The sequence below is a fragment of the Escherichia sp. GZ89 genome (assembly GCF_019366485.1).
GTDB classification, from domain to species: Bacteria; Pseudomonadota; Gammaproteobacteria; order Enterobacterales; family Enterobacteriaceae; genus Escherichia; species Escherichia fergusonii.
In genome coordinates, this window is sequence record NZ_JAEOHX010000008.1 from 118,838 (window position 1) to 131,998 (window position 13,161).

Annotated in this window: 13 protein-coding genes and 1 tRNA gene; 8 read left to right on the plus strand and 6 right to left on the minus strand. The window is 50.7% G+C overall.

The genetic code is table 11. The features are described 5' to 3' along the window. Positions 1–48 precede the first annotated feature (48 nt). Both iscR and trmJ read right to left on the minus strand, forming a co-directional pair. Complete coding sequence (gene iscR, locus K0335_RS14245; protein WP_001241357.1) at positions 49–537, minus strand: Fe-S cluster assembly transcriptional regulator IscR; 489 nt, start codon at positions 535–537, stop codon at positions 49–51. A gap of 269 nt (positions 538–806) precedes the next feature. Further along, on the minus strand, positions 807–1,547 hold the full coding sequence (trmJ, locus tag K0335_RS14250) for a tRNA (cytosine(32)/uridine(32)-2'-O)-methyltransferase TrmJ (protein ID WP_000940023.1): 741 nt from the start codon (positions 1,545–1,547) through the stop codon (positions 807–809). Between the two features lie 118 nt (positions 1,548–1,665). Here trmJ and suhB point away from each other — a divergent pair, with 118 nt between their 5' ends. From suhB to csiE, 3 genes are all read left to right on the plus strand, one after another. Then, positions 1,666–2,469 (plus strand): inositol-1-monophosphatase, encoded by an 804-nt coding sequence (suhB, locus tag K0335_RS14255; protein WP_000553451.1) that lies wholly within the window; start codon positions 1,666–1,668, stop codon positions 2,467–2,469. 133 nt (positions 2,470–2,602) lie between these two features. Further along, positions 2,603–3,454 (plus strand): alpha/beta hydrolase, encoded by an 852-nt coding sequence (locus K0335_RS14260; RefSeq protein ID WP_000634373.1) that lies wholly within the window; start codon positions 2,603–2,605, stop codon positions 3,452–3,454. 195 nt (positions 3,455–3,649) lie between these two features. Beyond that, entirely contained in the window at positions 3,650–4,930 is a 1,281-nt protein-coding gene (csiE, locus tag K0335_RS14265; protein ID WP_046083608.1) for a stationary phase inducible protein CsiE, read from the plus strand. On the opposite strand, the gene K0335_RS14270 is transcribed toward csiE, so the two are convergent. Next, positions 4,922–6,061: a 3-phenylpropionate MFS transporter gene (locus K0335_RS14270; RefSeq protein WP_219393878.1), complete on the minus strand. Its 1,140-nt coding sequence runs from the start codon at positions 6,059–6,061 to the stop codon at positions 4,922–4,924. The genes csiE and K0335_RS14270 overlap by 9 nt on opposite strands. Before the next feature lie 228 nt (positions 6,062–6,289). On the opposite strand from K0335_RS14270, the gene K0335_RS14275 reads away from it, so the two are divergent. Further along, entirely contained in the window at positions 6,290–6,712 is a 423-nt protein-coding gene (locus K0335_RS14275) for a DoxX family protein (RefSeq protein ID WP_001094737.1), read from the plus strand. A 48-nt stretch (positions 6,713–6,760) separates the two neighbouring features. Here the strand turns inward: K0335_RS14275 and glyA are convergent, their stop codons facing one another. After that, positions 6,761–8,014, minus strand: a complete 1,254-nt coding sequence (glyA, locus tag K0335_RS14280; RefSeq protein ID WP_000919150.1) for a serine hydroxymethyltransferase — start codon at positions 8,012–8,014, stop codon at positions 6,761–6,763. Between the two features lie 327 nt (positions 8,015–8,341). Between glyA and hmpA the strand changes: the two genes are divergently transcribed. Then, positions 8,342–9,532, plus strand: a complete 1,191-nt coding sequence (hmpA, locus tag K0335_RS14285; RefSeq protein WP_000883105.1) for an NO-inducible flavohemoprotein — start codon at positions 8,342–8,344, stop codon at positions 9,530–9,532. Between the two features lie 124 nt (positions 9,533–9,656). Here the strand turns inward: hmpA and K0335_RS14290 are convergent. Beyond that, positions 9,657–9,733: transfer RNA gene (locus K0335_RS14290), tRNA-Arg, on the minus strand. A gap of 261 nt (positions 9,734–9,994) precedes the next feature. On the opposite strand from K0335_RS14290, the gene folD reads away from it, so the two are divergent. From folD to K0335_RS14305, 3 genes are all read left to right on the plus strand, one after another. Then, positions 9,995–10,861 carry a bifunctional methylenetetrahydrofolate dehydrogenase/methenyltetrahydrofolate cyclohydrolase FolD gene (gene folD / locus K0335_RS14295; RefSeq protein ID WP_000729155.1) on the plus strand — a complete coding sequence of 289 codons (867 nt, stop codon included), beginning with the start codon at positions 9,995–9,997 and terminating at the stop codon, positions 10,859–10,861. A 1-nt stretch (position 10,862) separates the two neighbouring features. Further along, positions 10,863–11,075 carry a ribosome-associated protein YbcJ gene (ybcJ, locus tag K0335_RS14300; protein WP_000190288.1) on the plus strand — a complete coding sequence of 71 codons (213 nt, stop codon included), beginning with the start codon at positions 10,863–10,865 and terminating at the stop codon, positions 11,073–11,075. Positions 11,076–11,182: 107 nt separating this feature from the next. Then, positions 11,183–11,704: a metal-dependent hydrolase gene (locus K0335_RS14305; protein ID WP_104919567.1), complete on the plus strand. Its 522-nt coding sequence runs from the start codon at positions 11,183–11,185 to the stop codon at positions 11,702–11,704. 35 nt (positions 11,705–11,739) lie between these two features. Here K0335_RS14305 and cysS read toward each other — a convergent pair whose 3' ends face one another. Further along, positions 11,740–13,125, minus strand: a complete 1,386-nt coding sequence (gene cysS / locus K0335_RS14310; protein ID WP_104919568.1) for a cysteine--tRNA ligase — start codon at positions 13,123–13,125, stop codon at positions 11,740–11,742. Positions 13,126–13,161 lie beyond the last annotated feature (36 nt).

A 13,161-nucleotide genomic window follows, 5' to 3' on the forward strand; every position in this document is an offset into this window, starting at 1 on the left:
TTACGGAGCGCGAGACGCCCCGGCCTGATTCTGAATACTTTTTATCTTTTATGCGCGTAACTTAACGTCGATTGCGTCTTGTGTGCGGGTGCGTGGCGCGTCGTGAGTATGCTGACGACCAGATACATCCAGCACTTCCTGGTTATTAACCAGTTCGCCTAAAGTAATGTTGTTGAGAAAACCGGTGAGACGGTCGCTCAAATCACGCCACAGCGCGTGGGTCAGGCATTTATCGCCCCCCTGGCAGCCGCCTTTACCCTGACAACGGGTAGCATCTACAGATTCGTCAACAGCGCTAATCACTTCGCCAACGGCGATGCTGCTGGCATCTTTGCCTAACAGATAACCACCGCCTGGTCCGCGTACGCTGGAAACCAGACCATTTTTACGCAGACGGGAAAACAGTTGTTCCAGATAAGAAAGGGAAATTCCCTGACGTTCGGAAATATCAGCCAACGGTACCGGGCCCGCTTCAGAGTTGAGCGCAACGTCAAGCATTGCGGTCACGGCATAGCGCCCTTTAGATGTCAGTCTCATGTCTTACTTCACCTCAAACTCGCCCCTGCCCGGGGTTTTTTATTGTAAAAGTGGGGGTATTGCATAGCAGGGTCAAGTCTGACATTCCCGAGTAAATTGGTCAACTATTTACTTGACTGATTTAGTCGGGTATTTAACCTTCAGTGCCATTTTTTTATCGTGGCGTTTGTACCTGTTGTCGGGTGCGGCGTAAACACTTTATCCGACCAGGGGTTCAGTACAATGTAGGCCTGACAAGACGCGTTAAGCGCCGTATCAGGCAACCTCGGTTATTCGGCCTTGTTACCTTTATTCTGCTGCTCAATAGAAGCCAGAATCCCGCGCAGGATATTCAACTCCTGGCTTTCCGGGCGCGCACGGGTAAACAGACGACGCAGCTTATTCATCACCTGCCCCGGATGGTTTTCACGGATAAAGCCGGTTGCCAGCAGCGTTTGTTCAAGATGACCGTAAAAACGTTCCAGATCATCGACCAGCGGATACGGCGTCTCGTCATGTTCAACCTGCTCGCTGTTCTCCTGAGTCGCCAGCCAGGCCATGCGCACTTCATAGGCAATAACCTGAACAGCCATCGCCAGGTTAAGCGAACTGTATTCCGGGTTAGCGGCAATGGCGACATGATAATGGCACTTTTGCAACTCTTCATTGGTCAAGCCGACACGCTCACGACCAAAAACCAGTGCCACCGGCGTATTTGCCGCTTCAGCGACGCTTTTCAAACCGCATTCGCGCGGGTCGAGCATCGGCCACGGCAGCGTGCGCGAGCGTGCACTGGTGCCAACCACCAGGCTACAACCGGCTAACGCTTCGTCGAGTGTATCGACAATGTGAGCATTACCAATCACATCGCTGGCCCCTGCTGCCAGAGCAATCGCCTGGGAGTCAGGTTTCACCAGTGGATTAACCAGCCACAGATTGGTTAAGCCCATTGTTTTCATGGCACGGGCAACAGAACCCATATTGCCGGTGTGTGACGTCTCCACCAGCACAATTCGAATATTTTGCAGCATTGTCTTTCTTCATCTAAAGATTATTCACGCATCTTATCATAAAACGAAGACAGATGCCGATCTCGCTGCTATACTCTGCGCCGTTTTCCCGTTCTTTAACATCCAGTGAGAGAGACCGATGCATCCGATGCTGAACATCGCCGTGCGCGCAGCGCGCAAGGCGGGTAATTTAATTGCCAAAAACTATGAAACCCCGGACGCTGTAGAAGCGAGCCAGAAAGGCAGTAACGATTTCGTGACCAACGTAGATAAAGCTGCCGAAGCGGTGATTATCGACACGATTCGTAAATCTTACCCACAGCACACCATCATCACCGAAGAAAGCGGTGAACTTGAAGGTACTGATCAGGATGTTCAATGGGTTATCGATCCACTGGATGGCACTACCAACTTTATCAAACGTCTGCCGCACTTCGCGGTATCTATCGCCGTTCGTATCAAAGGCCGCACTGAAGTTGCTGTGGTTTACGATCCTATGCGTAACGAACTGTTCACCGCGACTCGCGGTCAAGGCGCACAGCTGAACGGTTATCGTCTGCGCGGCAGCACCGCTCGCGATCTCGACGGTACTATTCTGGCAACCGGCTTCCCGTTCAAAGCAAAACAGTACGCTACCACTTACATCAACATCGTCGGCAAACTGTTCAACGAATGTGCAGACTTCCGTCGTACTGGTTCTGCGGCGCTGGATCTGGCTTACGTTGCCGCAGGTCGTGTTGACGGTTTCTTTGAAATCGGTCTGCGTCCGTGGGATTTCGCCGCAGGCGAGCTGCTGGTTCGTGAAGCGGGCGGCATCGTCAGCGACTTCACCGGTGGTCATAACTACATGCTGACCGGTAACATCGTTGCCGGTAACCCGCGCGTTGTTAAAGCCATGCTGGCGAACATGCGTGACGAGTTAAGCGACGCTCTGAAGCGTTAATGACTCAGGCGGGTGATATCCACTCACCCGCCAACTCTTCAGGCGCTTTTCTGAAACTGCACACCTTCACTTTACATTCCTTCACTGCTCTCACACCATCTTTCCGTTTTTAGTCTATTTCAGGGAAAGAGAGATGATTGTTGCGGTTAATAAGCGCGTTCTAAAAATTGTCTTTATTTTGTTCGTCATTCTGTTCTGCGTTTATTTAATACCGCGTATCGCTATCAATTTTTTCTATTACCCGGACGATAAAATTTATGGCCCCGATCCCTGGTCTGCCGAATCAGTAGAATTCACTGCCAAAGACGGCACACGCCTGCACGGCTGGTTTATTCCTTCTGCGACTGGCCCCGCCGAAAACGCCATTGCGACTGTCATTCACGCTCACGGCAATGCAGGCAATATGTCCGCACACTGGCCATTGGTCAGTTGGTTACCGGAACGGAATTTCAATGTCTTTATGTTTGATTATCGTGGATTCGGTAAATCAAAGGGAAGACCTTCTCAGGCAGGGTTATTAGATGATACGCAAAGTGCGATTAATGTTGTGCGCCACCGCAGTGATGTTAACCCGCAACGTCTGGTCTTGTTTGGCCAAAGTATTGGTGGCGCGAATATGGTTAGTGCTCTTGGGAATGGTGATCGCGAAGGTATTCGCGCTGTGATTCTCGACTCAACCTTTGCTTCTTATTCCTCAATCGCTAACCAGATGATCCCCGGTAGCGGTTTCTTTATGGACGACAGTTATAATGCGGAACGCTTCATCGCTGAAGTCAGCCCCATTCCTGTACTGATCATTCATGGTAAAGCTGATCGCGTCATTCCCTGGGAGCAAAGTGAAAGGCTTTATGATCTCACCCGCGAACCGAAACAAAAAATTATCCTTCCTGATGGTGAACATATCGACGCCTTTTCAGAACGCCATGGCGGGGTATATCGCGACCAGATGGTGAATTTTATCCTCAATGCATTAAACACCCGATGACACCACAACTCTCTCTGAGGTGAAAGAAGACAGCACAAAATCACCTTAAGATGCTCGCTTCGTCTTAACAAAGCCCACTCTCCAGTTAAAATTTCTGTGACCTTCCCCCGTATTCTGGTGCAAAGCGTTTCAATCATCATTTTTATAAATAAACTTTAGCTATTCTTATCAAACTACGAACGGGAGATCTGACAGATGATGCCAACCATCGCACCACCATCTGTACTTTCTGCTCCCCAACGCCGTTGTCATATATTGTTGACGCTGTTTCAACCAGGTCTGGTAACGACCACGGAAACATTAAGTAAGTTAAATGGTGTCGATGTAGAGATTGTCAGTAAAGATCTTAATGAGACGAGTCGGGAGATTGCTGGTTACCACCAGCTGACGATCAAAACGGCCCAAAACGGCGGTTTTCGGATTGAAGGTACAGAGCTCAATCAGCGTTTATGCCTGTTACATTGGTTACGCCGAGGGCTGCGCCTGTGCCCCGCATTTATTAATGAGCAATTTACCCCGGCATTAAAAAATGCGCTTAAACAATGCGGTATTGAACGAACTTTGTATGACGATACAAATTTACGGGCACTGATTAACCTCTGCGCCCGTCGCCTGAACATGCAGTTTGGTGATCGGGATATGCAGTTTCTACAGCTGTTCTGGCAATACTGTCTGTTGAATCATCATGCAGGACAAACTCCTGATTTCACGCCACTTCAGCAACAGTGGATGCAGTCATGTGCAGCCTGGCCCTTTGCGCTGGAATTAAGCCGTTTTTTACACCGCCGTGCGATGCGCAATGTTCCACGGGAAGAGTCGTTATTTATCGCCCTGCTATTTACCCTGCTACGTGTTCCCGATCCCCGACGAGACAACCATCCATGGGACTGGCAGATGCGCAATGCTATTTCTCGCCTGGTGCTTATTTTTCGCCAGAAAGGTAATGTCCAGTTTCGCGATGAGCAAGGACTACACGATCAACTTTACGTGCATCTGGCGCAGGCGTTGCATCGTAGCTTGTTTTCTATTGGTATTGATAACACCTTACCTGACGGTTTTTGTCATCTTTATCCCCGTTTAATGCGTACGACTCAGGAAGCGTTGACCGAATTTGCCAATGAATACGACCTTCAATTTTCTGAAGAAGAAACGGGACTGGTGGCGGTTATTTTTGGAGCGTGGTTGATGCAGGAAAATGATCTACACGAAAAACAGATCCTGATGCTGACAGACAACGATACTGAGCGCGAGGCGTGTATTGAGCAGCAACTGCGAGAACTCACACTACTGCCGCTCAATATCCGGCATATGCCCGTAAAGAATTTTTTAGTACAAGGTGTCCCACGTAACGTGGCGTTGATTGTTACACCTTACACCACCACGTTACCGCTATTTTCACCCCCACTAATTTATGCAGACCAGACCTTGACACCTCATCAACAACAGCAGATCCGCAAAATAGTCGAATCAGGTTGAAGGTGTAATTTTTGGCCGCAACACCATTGCAGGCAGTGCCAACAGCGCCATGACCCAGAATACGCCACCCGCGAGATGTTGATAGAGATAGCCCGCGAAAATGGTCATGATGGCGATACTGCCCCCCATCGCCACAGCAGAATAAACGGCCTGCAGGCGAATGACTTCGCTGCCATGACGTGCGGCAATGTAGCGCATCCCCGCAAGGTGGCACACGGTAAATGTGCCACAATGAAGAATCTGCGCCACAATAAGCCACGGTAGTGCCGTGGTCCAGCCCATCATTCCCCAACGAATCAGGCCGCATACAGCAGAAAGGAGCAGCAAGTCACGGGCGCTAAAGCGGCGGAATAGTTTGTTGCTGAGCGCAAAAATTATCACTTCAGCTACCACACCCAGCGACCATAAATACCCCACCGCTGAAGCTGAATATCCTGCCGACTGCCAGTAAATTGCACTAAAACCGTAATACGCTGCATGTGCGCCCTGTAACAGGCATACACAAACCAGAAAACGCCAGTTCTGGCTAATCAGAGCAAGCCACGACGACCAACCCGTACTTTCCTGGTGGCGACTGACGCCTTGTGGCTGTATCGCCGGGCGCAACATCATTCCCAGCAGCATAGAGGCGACGCCAAGAGTTAGCAGTGCCAGTATCACCCGATAATCATACAAGCTGACCAGTTTACCCGTCAGCGCAGAGCCAATGACAAAAGCGATTGACCCCCACAACCGCACTCGCCCGTAATCCAGGGGGATCTGTTTTTGCCAGGTATTCGCCAGTGCATCAGTAAGCGGAACCAACGGTGAGAAAAAGAGGTTAAAGCCGATCATGACCACCATCAACCAGGCCACGTGAGTACCCGCCCAGAATGCCAGCGCGAAGACCAATGTCAGCAGGGCCAAAACACGCAATGCCGGGATCAGGCGAGAGGGATCAGTGACGCGAGGCGCAATCAGTAAGCTACCAAGAAAGCGCGCCACTAACCCCGTACCGAGCAATAAACCTATAGTTTCTGGTGTCAGCCCAAGACCTTCAAGCCATATGCTCCAGAAAGGCAGAAAAATACCGTAGCTAAAAAAGTAAGTGAAATAACCGAGTGCCAACCAGCGTGTTGATTGCAAAACCATGTGTCCCTCCCAATGGAGGCGATAGTCTGGCGATAAACCGTCTCTGGCGCAAGGAAGTATTAACAGAATGTTAAATGAATTTTGAGCGATTAAACATCCATCCGCCGTGGTTGCTGGTATCCATCAGCTGTCCAGGAATATTGCCAATTAACTCTTTTGCCCAGAGATGGCGAGCAGCAAAACCGTGTATTACGGTTAAATCACACATTTATGCAAATGGACTGTTTTATGAACACATTGCGCTATTTTGAATTCGGAGCTTCGCGCCCCGTTCTGTTGTTGATTGCTCGTATAGCTATCATATTGATATTCATCATTTTTGGGTTCCCCAAAATGATGGGGTTTGAAGGTACGGTGCAATACATGGCCTCGTTGGGCGCGCCCATGCCAATGCTGGCAGCCATTATTGCCGTCATCATGGAGGTACCTGCTGCTATTTTAATTGTTCTCGGGTTTTACACTCGCCCCCTCGCGGTGCTCTTTATCTTCTACACCCTGGGTACAGCAGTTATTGGTCACCATTATTGGGATATGACCGGGGATGCAGTCGGGCCAAATATGATTAACTTCTGGAAGAATATCAGTATCGCCGGAGCATTTTTATTGCTGGCGATTACCGGGCCAGGGGCAATTTCCCTCGACCGCCGCTAGAAACATTAAAGGCCGCAATTGCGGCCTTTAATATATCTTTCTGCGAGATTACGCGTAAACCGGGTAACGTGCGCAGATGTCGAGAACTTTACCTTTGATGCGCTCAATAACCGCTTCATCATTGATGCTGTCCAGCACGTCACACATCCAGCCAGCCAGTTCTTTCGCTTCTGCTTCTTTAAAGCCGCGACGGGTAATCGCCGGAGTACCTACACGAATACCGGAGGTCACAAACGGGCTCTTCGGATCGTTTGGTACGCTGTTTTTGTTCACGGTGATGTTAGCACGGCCCAGAGCGGCGTCTGCTTCTTTACCGGTCAGGTTTTTATCAACCAGATCCACCAGGAACAGGTGGTTATCAGTACCGCCAGAAACCACTTTGTAGCCGCGTTCCAGGAACACTTCTACCATCGCTTTGGCGTTTTTCGCGACCTGCTGCTGGTAAGTTTTGAACTCAGGCTCCATCGCTTCTTTCAGAGCAACCGCTTTACCAGCGATTACGTGCATCAGCGGACCACCCTGACCACCAGGGAAGACAGCAGAGTTCAGTTTTTTGTACAAATCTTCGCTACCGCCTTTCGCCAGGATCAGGCCGCCGCGCGGACCCGCCAGGGTTTTGTGAGTGGTGGTAGTTACTACGTGAGCATGAGGAACCGGGTTCGGGTAGACGCCAGCAGCAACCAGTCCCGCAACGTGCGCCATATCAACGAACAGGTAAGCACCGATGCTGTCAGCGATTTCACGCATTTTCGCCCAGTCAACCACGCCGGAGTATGCAGAGAAGCCACCGATAATCATTTTCGGTTTGTGTTCTTTGGCTTGTTTTTCCAGATCAGCGTAGTCGATATGGCCGGTAGCATCGATACCGTAAGGAACGATGTTGTACAGTTTACCGGAGAAGTTAACTGGAGAACCGTGAGTCAGGTGACCGCCGTGCGCCAGATTCATACCCAGAACGGTATCACCGGGTTCCAGCAGCGCGGTATAGACCGCAAAGTTAGCCTGGGAACCGGAGTGCGGCTGAACGTTAGCGTAGTCTGCGCCGAACAGTTCTTTTGCGCGATCGATCGCCAGTTGTTCAACGATATCAACATACTCGCAACCGCCGTAGTAGCGTTTGCCCGGATAACCTTCAGCATATTTGTTGGTCAGCTGAGAACCCTGCGCCTGCATTACACGTGGGCTGGTGTAGTTTTCGGAGGCGATCAGTTCGATGTGCTCTTCCTGACGTACTTTTTCCTGCTCCATAGCCTGCCACAGTTCGGCATCATAATCGGCAATGTTCATTTCACGCTTTAACATCCGCATCTCCTGACTCAGCTAACAATAAAATTTTTGGCCTTAATAGGCGGTCCTGATGGACAACGGCGAACAGTATAACCGAATCATTGTGTGATAACAGGTCTTGACAAAGGAATTTACGCAAACGATTACCTTCAAGCAGTACAAGGCTTTGACGAATGAAGCGCTTATGCCTGGTAATGGATTTCTTTTCATGTTTGTGATGCAAATTATTCACTTTGTCACATTCTCAACATTAAACACCACAGAACCATTTACATTGCAGGGCTATTTTTTATAAGATGTATTTGAAATACATCAATTGAGATGCAAAAAAAGGAAGACTCTATGCTTGACGCTCAAACCATCGCTACAGTAAAAGCCACCATCCCTTTACTGGTGGAAACGGGGCCAAAGTTAACCGCCCATTTCTACGACCGTATGTTTACTCATAACCCAGAACTCAAAGAAATTTTTAACATGAGTAACCAGCGTAATGGCGATCAACGTGAAGCCCTGTTTAACGCCATTGCCGCCTACGCCAGCAATATTGAAAACCTGCCTGCGCTGTTACCAGCGGTAGAAAAAATCGCGCAGAAACACACCAGCTTCCAGATCAAACCGGAACAGTACAACATCGTCGGTGAACACCTGTTGGCGACGCTGGACGAAATGTTCAGCCCGGGCCAGGAAGTGCTGGACGCGTGGGGTAAAGCCTATGGCGTACTGGCAAATGTATTTATCAATCGTGAGGCGGAAATCTATAACGAAAACGCCAGCAAAGCCGGTGGCTGGGAAGGTACTCGCGATTTCCGCATTGTGGCTAAAACACCACGCAGCGCACTTATCACCAGCTTCGAACTGGAGCCGGTCGACGGTGGCGCAGTGGCGGAATACCGTCCGGGGCAATATCTTGGCGTCTGGCTGAAGCCGGAAGGTTTCCCGCATCAGGAAATTCGTCAGTACTCTTTGACCCGTAAACCTGATGGCAAAGGCTATCGTATTGCGGTGAAACGCGAAGATGGCGGGCAGGTATCCAACTGGTTGCACAATCACGCCAATGTTGGCGATGTCGTGAAACTGGTCGCTCCGGCGGGTGATTTCTTTATGGATGTGACGGATGACACACCGGTAACACTGATCTCTGCGGGTGTAGGGCAAACGCCAATGCTGGCAATGCTCGACACGCTGGCAAAAGCAGGTCACACAGCACAAGTGAACTGGTTCCATGCGGCAGATAATGGTGATGTTCATGCCTTTGCTGATGAAGTTAAGGAACTGGGGCAAGCACTGCCGCGCTTTACTGCGCACACCTGGTATCGTCAGCCGAGCGAAGCCGATCGCGCTAAAGGTCAGTTTGATAGCGAAGGTCTGATGGATTTGAGCAAACTGGAAGGGGCGTTCAGCAATCCAGCAATGCAGTTCTACCTCTGCGGCCCGGTAGGTTTCATGCAGTTTGCCGCGAAACAGTTAGTGGATCTGGGCGTGAAGCAGGAAAATATTCATTACGAATGCTTTGGCCCACACAAAGTGCTGTAATTTCTGTTTAAAGCGCCCTCTCATGGTGACCGACTTTCTTGTAAGATTGGTCACCATTTTTTTATTAAGGACACGAATATGACACAGGGAGAAATTCTGGCAGGCGTAGCACGTTGATTTTAAATGGCGCCCCCTGCAGGATTCGAACCTGCGACCGACGGCTTAGAAGGCCGTTGCTCTATCCAGCTGAGCTAAGGGAGCATAGAAAGATATGATCTTCTGTGCGGGTGAAACGCGTGAATTATACGGTCAGCACCTGCTTAGTCAATGGCTTTTGATTTGTTTGCTGGCTAAGTGTACGAATCGTTCATTTTTCTTATTTTCTATTTTTTTATCACGTACTAAACCGGTGTTGCTGAGCAACATTTCGGAAATTTTAAACGAAAACTGACAGCACGCCCCGCTTCTGACAAAATAGGCGCATCCCCTTCGACCTACGTAACAGATGGAATCCTCTCTCTGATGGCAGCAAAGATTATTGACGGTAAAACGATTGCGCAGCAGGTGCGCTCTGAAGTTGCTCAAAAAGTTCAGGCACGAATTGCAGCTGGACTGCGGGCACCAGGACTGGCCGTAGTACTGGTGGGTAGCAACCCTGCATCGCAAATTTATGTCGCAAGCAAACGCAAAGCTTGTGAAGAAGTCGGGTTCGTCTCCCGTTCTTATGACCTCCCGGAAACCACCAGCGAAGCGGAGCTGCTGGAGCTTATCGATGCGCTGAATGCCGACAACACCATTGATGGCATTCTGGTCCAACTGCCGTTACCGGCGGGTATTGATAACGTCAAAGTGCTGGAACGAATTCACCCGGACAAAGACGTTGACGGTTTCCATCCTTATAACGTCGGTCGTCTGTGCCAGCGCGCGCCACGTCTGCGCCCCTGCACCCCGCGTGGTATCGTCACACTGCTTGAGCGTTACAACATTGATACCTTCGGTCTCAACGCCGTGGTGATTGGCGCATCGAATATCGTCGGTCGCCCAATGAGCATGGAACTGCTGCTCGCAGGTTGCACCACTACCGTGACTCACCGCTTCACTAAAAATCTGCGTCATCACGTAGAAAATGCCGATCTACTGATCGTTGCCGTCGGTAAACCGGGCTTTATTCCTGGTGACTGGATCAAAGAAGGCGCGATTGTGATTGATGTCGGCATCAACCGTCTGGAAAATGGCAAAGTTGTGGGCGACGTGGTGTTTGAAGACGCGGCTAAACGCGCCTCATACATTACGCCTGTTCCGGGCGGCGTTGGCCCGATGACGGTTGCCACGCTGATCGAAAACACGCTACAGGCGTGCGTTGAATATCATGATCCACAGGGTGAGTAACATGGCGACATTTTCTTTAGGTAAACATCCGCACGTTGAGCTGTGCGACTTGCTGAAACTGGAAGGCTGGAGCGAAAGCGGCGCGCAGGCGAAAATCGCGATTGCCGAAGGCCAGGTGAAAGTCGACGGCGCGGTTGAAACGCGCAAACGCTGCAAAATCGTCGCCGGTCAGACAGTGAGTTTTGCAGGTCACAGCGTACAGGTTGTTGCCTGATCCCTTTCCCGGCCTGTATCAACAGGCCGGTTCTCTTTTCAGACTTTTGCCCTCTACGCCCCGTTCATCCATGCTGATAGCATCGATATTTTGCCTAAGCGATCATCATGCCAACCGTTATTACGCACGCCGCCGTTCCCCTTTGCATTGGTTTAGGGTTGGGTTCAAAAGTCATCCCTCCGCGCCTATTATTTGCCGGAATCGTCCTGGCGATGCTGCCCGATGCCGACGTATTGTCATTTAAATTTGGCGTTGCTTACGGCAATGTTTTTGGCCATCGCGGATTTACCCACTCTCTGGTGTTTGCGTTTGTTGTCCCGCTGTTATGTGTGCTGATTGGACGTCGATGGTTCAGGGCTGGGCTGATTCGCTGCTGGCTGTTTTTAACCGTTTCGTTGCTATCGCACAGCTTGCTGGATTCGGTAACCACTGGCGGTAAAGGCGTTGGCTGGCTGTGGCCGTGGTCTGATGAACGCTTTTTTGCTTCCTGGCAGGTGATTAAGGTCGCGCCGTTCGCGTTGTCTCGTTACACCACGCCGTACGGTCATCAGGTGATTATTTCTGAATTGATGTGGGTATGGTTGCCGGGGATGGTACTGATGGGAATGTTGTGGTGGCGCAGACGATAACCGGATGCGAAAACTCGCATCCGGCAATAGCGCAATTACTTACGACGCCAGGTGGTCCCTTGCGGGCCATCTTCCAGCACGATCCCCATCTCGTTAAGACGGTCACGCGCCGCATCTGCTGCCGCCCAATTTTTGACTTTACGGGCATCCAGACGCTGTTGAATTAACGCTTCAATCTCAGCCACTTCGCTGTCGTCTGCCTGCGCGCCGCTTTGCAGGAACGCTTCTGGTTCTTGCTCCAGCAGGCCCAGCACGGCAGAAAGTTTACGCAGATGAGACGCCATTGCGTTCGCTGCTGCCATATCTTCTGCTTTCAGACGGTTCACTTCACGCGCCATATCAAACAGCACGGAATAGGCTTCCGGGGTGTTGAAATCGTCGTCCATCGCTTCAATAAAGCGCGCTTCAAACGCTTCGCCACCGGCAGGAGCAACGGTTTTGTCTGTGCCGCGCAGCGCAGTGTAGAGACGCTCCAGCGCCGCACGCGCCTGCTTCAAGTTCTCTTCGCTGTAGTTCAACTGGCTGCGATAGTGGCCCGACATCAGGAAGTAACGCACGGTTTCCGCGTCGTAGTATTTCAGCACATCACGCACGGTAAAGAAGTTACCCAGCGATTTGGACATCTTCTCTCGGTCAACCATTACCATCCCCGAGTGCATCCAGTAGTTCACATACTGACCATCATGCGCACAGGTGGACTGAGCGATTTCGTTTTCGTGGTGTGGGAACATCAGGTCTGAACCACCGCCGTGGATATCAAAGTGGTTACCCAACTGCTTGCAGTTCATTGCCGAACATTCAATGTGCCAGCCTGGACGGCCCGCGCCCCACGGAGACGGCCAGCTCGGTTCGCCCTCTTTCGACATCTTCCACAGAACGAAGTCCATCGGGTTGCGTTTGTCGTCGACCACGTCAACGCGCGCGCCTGCCTGCAGCTGGTCGAGATCCTGACGCGACAGCACGCCATAGGTCGGATCGGTCGGTACGTCGAACATCACGTCGCCGTTGTCCGCCACATAAGCGTGACCTTTGGCGATCAGTTGTTCAGTGAGTTCAATGATTTCTGCGATATGGTGCGTCGCGCGCGGCTCCATATCCGGGCGCAGAATGTTCAAAGCATCAAAATCTTTGTGCATTTCGGCGATCATGCGATCCACCAGCGCTACAAAGCTTTCGCCATTTTCATTGGCACGCTTGATGATTTTGTCGTCGATATCAGTAATGTTGCGCACATACTTCAGCTTATAGCCGAGGAAACGCAAATAGCGTGCAACCACGTCAAAGGCAACAAAGGTACGCCCGTGACCGATATGACAGAGATCGTAAACGGTGATTCCACACACGTACATGCCGACTTCCCCGGCGTGAATAGGCTTAAATTCCTCTTTTTGGCGTGTCAGAGTATTGAAGATTTTTAGCATCGAAGATTCCGTTTAGACATGTGTGGGTAATTGAAT